Origin of the sequence: uncultured Campylobacter sp. (assembly GCF_938030785.1) — a bacterium.
In the GTDB taxonomy this organism is placed as follows: domain Bacteria; phylum Campylobacterota; class Campylobacteria; order Campylobacterales; family Campylobacteraceae; genus Campylobacter_B.
The window spans coordinates 1-3,247 of record NZ_CALHIK010000195.1; the positions used below are offsets into that span (position 1 = coordinate 1).

At 45.5% G+C, this 3,247-nt stretch carries 3 protein-coding genes; all 3 read left to right on the plus strand.

Annotation, left to right across the window (positions count from 1 at the left end):
- The first annotated feature begins 219 nt into the window (after positions 1-219).
- Positions 220-819 carry a 4Fe-4S dicluster domain-containing protein gene (locus tag Q0438_RS10900; RefSeq protein WP_299190825.1) on the plus strand — a complete coding sequence of 200 codons (600 nt, stop codon included), beginning with the start codon at positions 220-222 and terminating at the stop codon, positions 817-819.
- 1 nt (position 820) lies between these two features.
- On the plus strand, positions 821-2,794 hold the full coding sequence (locus Q0438_RS10905; RefSeq protein ID WP_299190827.1) for a proton-conducting transporter membrane subunit: 1,974 nt from the start codon (positions 821-823) through the stop codon (positions 2,792-2,794).
- A 9-nt stretch (positions 2,795-2,803) separates the two neighbouring features.
- Positions 2,804-3,247, plus strand: a 444-nt coding sequence (locus Q0438_RS10910) for an NADH-quinone oxidoreductase subunit H (protein WP_299190829.1), incomplete at its 3' end; no start/stop codon positions are given.

The following is a 3,247-nucleotide window of genomic DNA, read 5'->3' on the forward strand; positions in this document are numbered from 1 at the left end:
TATATTATAATGGCTTTATAAGGAATTCGAACGACTATATATAATCTGTCGATTTAAAAAAGGAATTTAGTTTTTAAATTTAAGCGAAAAACGCAAATTTATCAAATAAATTTTAAATTCTGTCAGATAAATGACGGAATTTTTTTAACGACTTAAATATAATTACTTCAAAATTTTTAGTAAAAAATTTTTAAAATTCCTTAAGTCAAGGAGAAAGGTATGAAACAACATAAATTTGTAATCTGCGATTACAAAAGATGTATCGGTTGCACTACGTGCATGGCGGCCTGTTACTCAAGCGCCTATGAACGCGGCAAGCTTGCCAAATCGCGACTCACCGTGCTTAGACAAGCTTACGGCGTTATGCCTACGCAGTGCAGACAGTGCGATGACGGACCATGCGCAAACGTATGCCCTACCGGCGCACTTCGCTTCTCTAACAACTACATAGAGTTGCATGAGGAAATTTGCATCGGATGCAAGATGTGCACGCTGGCCTGTCCTTACGGCGCGATTACCTCAAATGCAGAGCTTATGCCGTCCGTAAACTACGCGGTCGAGCCGAAGTATTTTCTTGAGATCGAAAGCCAATCGGGCGCAAAAAGCACCGCTATAAAATGCGATCTATGCAACGGGCGCGAGAACGGTCCTGCATGCGTCGAGGTCTGCCCAACTAGTGCTATCATTATGATAGATCCGAAAGAGGGCAAACATAAACTAGGCTTTGCGATAGACTATAATGCGGCCAATGCGTTCGCAAAAGATGTCTTGGCGGGCGAAATAACCGCCGTCCGCGTTTCTTCTGATAAGGAGGCGTGAGATGATAACGGTTTATACGCTATTTATTGTAAGCGCGGTCGTTAGTATCCTTTTATACTGCGCACCGAAGCTTGCCGTTAAGGTCGGATTCGGATTGGGCGCGATCAGCTGTTTTTATGCTATGTGCCATTTCGTCGCAAATATGGGCGTAAGCGAAAGCTTCCTTTTAGGCGGGCAGTTCATTCTCGCTCCTAAATTTGCACTCAGCCCGCTTGGAAATTTCTTTAGCTTCGTAGTCGTTTTCATCGGCTTTGCAAGCAGCGTTTACGGTATGAGTTACGCCGAAGAATATATCGGAAAAGCGAATGTAGGCGTCTTTGCGTCTTTGTTTAGTACGTTTATCCTCTCGATGCTCTTAGTCATCAGCGCCGATAACGTATTTTGCTTCGTCGTTTTGTGGGAGCTTATGACTCTGATCTCATCCTTCCTCATACTGGTAAACGACGGCAAAGGCACGCTCAAAGCGGTCATGGTATATCTGGGTATCGCGCAGATCGGTGCGTTTTGTATCACATGCGGACTACTTATCATCGCACATTATGCAGGAAGCTTTGAATTTGCAGAATGGGGAAAAGTAAGTATGCCGATGGGCGCTTCCGTAGCCGCTTTCGTGCTATTTCTGGTCGGCTTCGGCTCAAAAGCTGGAATGTGGCCTTTCCACGTCTGGCTACCGCAAGCTCACCCTGCAGCTCCGTCAAACGTATCTGCGCTGATGAGCGGCGTTATGATTAAAGTAGCGCTCTTTACGCTCGTTAAATTTACACTATTTTTACCGCTAAGCATCTATTTCGGACTTGCAATTTTAATCCTTGGAGCGGCTAGCTCGCTTTTCGGCGTTTTATACGCTTTGTGTCAGCACGACTTCAAAGCGCTTCTTGCGTACCACTCGGTTGAAAATATCGGCATTATCTTGCTAGGCTTAGGCACCGGAATTTACGGCGTCGCAGCAGGCAACGTGACTCTAGGCGCGATCGGATTTTTAGCCGGCTGTTATCACGTAGTAAACCACGCGATATTCAAAGGTCTTTTATTCCTATGCGCAGGCTCGGTAATCCACGCTACTCATACGCAGAATATGGACATTTTAGGCGGTCTAGCTAAAAAAATGCCTCTAACTGCAGTCGGTATGTTTATCGGTATCATGGGTATCGCAGCGCTTCCTCCGGTAAACGGCTTCGTTTCAGAGTGGTTTACCTATCAAGGAATGCTTCAAGGCGCTAAAGAGAGCGGAATTTTCATTAGATACGCTTTTTCTTTGGCAGTCGTCGCACTTGCGCTTACGGGCGTTTTGGTCGGTATGCACTTAAAACTCTACGCGGTCATCTTTGCAGGCACCCCAAGAGATGAAAAAATTTGGGAAAACGCAAAAGAAAGCCCACTCGGAATGGTTTTAGGAATGATCATTTTGATGATAGGCTGCGTGGGATTTGGCGTAGGCGCACACGTGATAGTAGATTACATCATGCAAGCGGTAAATTCTATCACTAATAATAGCGAATATATCGCTAGCATAGATATTGCGACAATCACTTCACCTTTGGGAAGTATCGTCTCAACTCCGCTCATCGCGATCATCTTGTGTTCTACGATGCTGCTTCCGTTTATAATCCTAGCGGTTATGAAGGCTAATCGCAGCAAACCTAGAGAGACCGATCCTTGGGCTTGCGGTTTTAAATACAGCTCTCGTATGCAGATGACTGGCGGTCCTTTCACCGGCGATCTAAGAAAGATTATGGATTGGCTATTTAAAGGCCATAAACGCAGAATCGAGCAAAACGGCTACTTCGGACCGATCGAATACCACAACCATCCGCAAGATATCTGGTGGTCGATGATTTATGAGCCAGTAATCGAGTGGAGTAAAAAAGTCGCCGATAAGATAGGAATCATTCAAAGCGGCTATACAAACGTCTATACGCTTTATATTATGATCTATCTTTGCGCGATACTGGGCGTCGGCTATTTCTTGATTTAGGGGGAGATGATGCAAACTATACAAACTATATTTTTGATGATATTTCAAGTCGCAGTTATCGTCCTAATCGCCCCGCTATTTGACGGAATGGCGAGAAAACTTCGCGCCAAACTTCAATCAAAGCAAGGAAGCGATTTTTTCCAGACCTACCGCGATATTATTAAGCTTTTCAAGCGCGGCAGAACAGTTCCTGCGTGCAGCCACTGGGTATTTAGGTGGGCGCCGTTTTTCCTATTCGCTACTTCGGCGGCGATCTTGGCGGCTATTCCTATCACTTACAGCGATCCGACCACCGATAAAATTTTCGGAGCATATTCGGATATCTTTGTTATCTTATATCTAGGCGCGCTTCTGCGCTTCGTATTCGGTGCGGCTTCGTTAGATAGCGGCAACCCGTTTGCCGCAACCGGCGGTGGACGCGAGCAGATGCTTGCAGTTTATGTTGAAGTTTGG

Bases quoted from the DNA above. Each gene is read 5' to 3' on its own strand.
- Q0438_RS10905 (WP_299190827.1), top strand. From the start codon at position 821: ATGATAACGGTTTATACGCTATTTATTGTAAGCGCGGTCGTTAGTATC.
- Q0438_RS10900 (WP_299190825.1), top strand. From the start codon at position 220: ATGAAACAACATAAATTTGTAATCTGCGATTACAAAAGATGTATCGGT.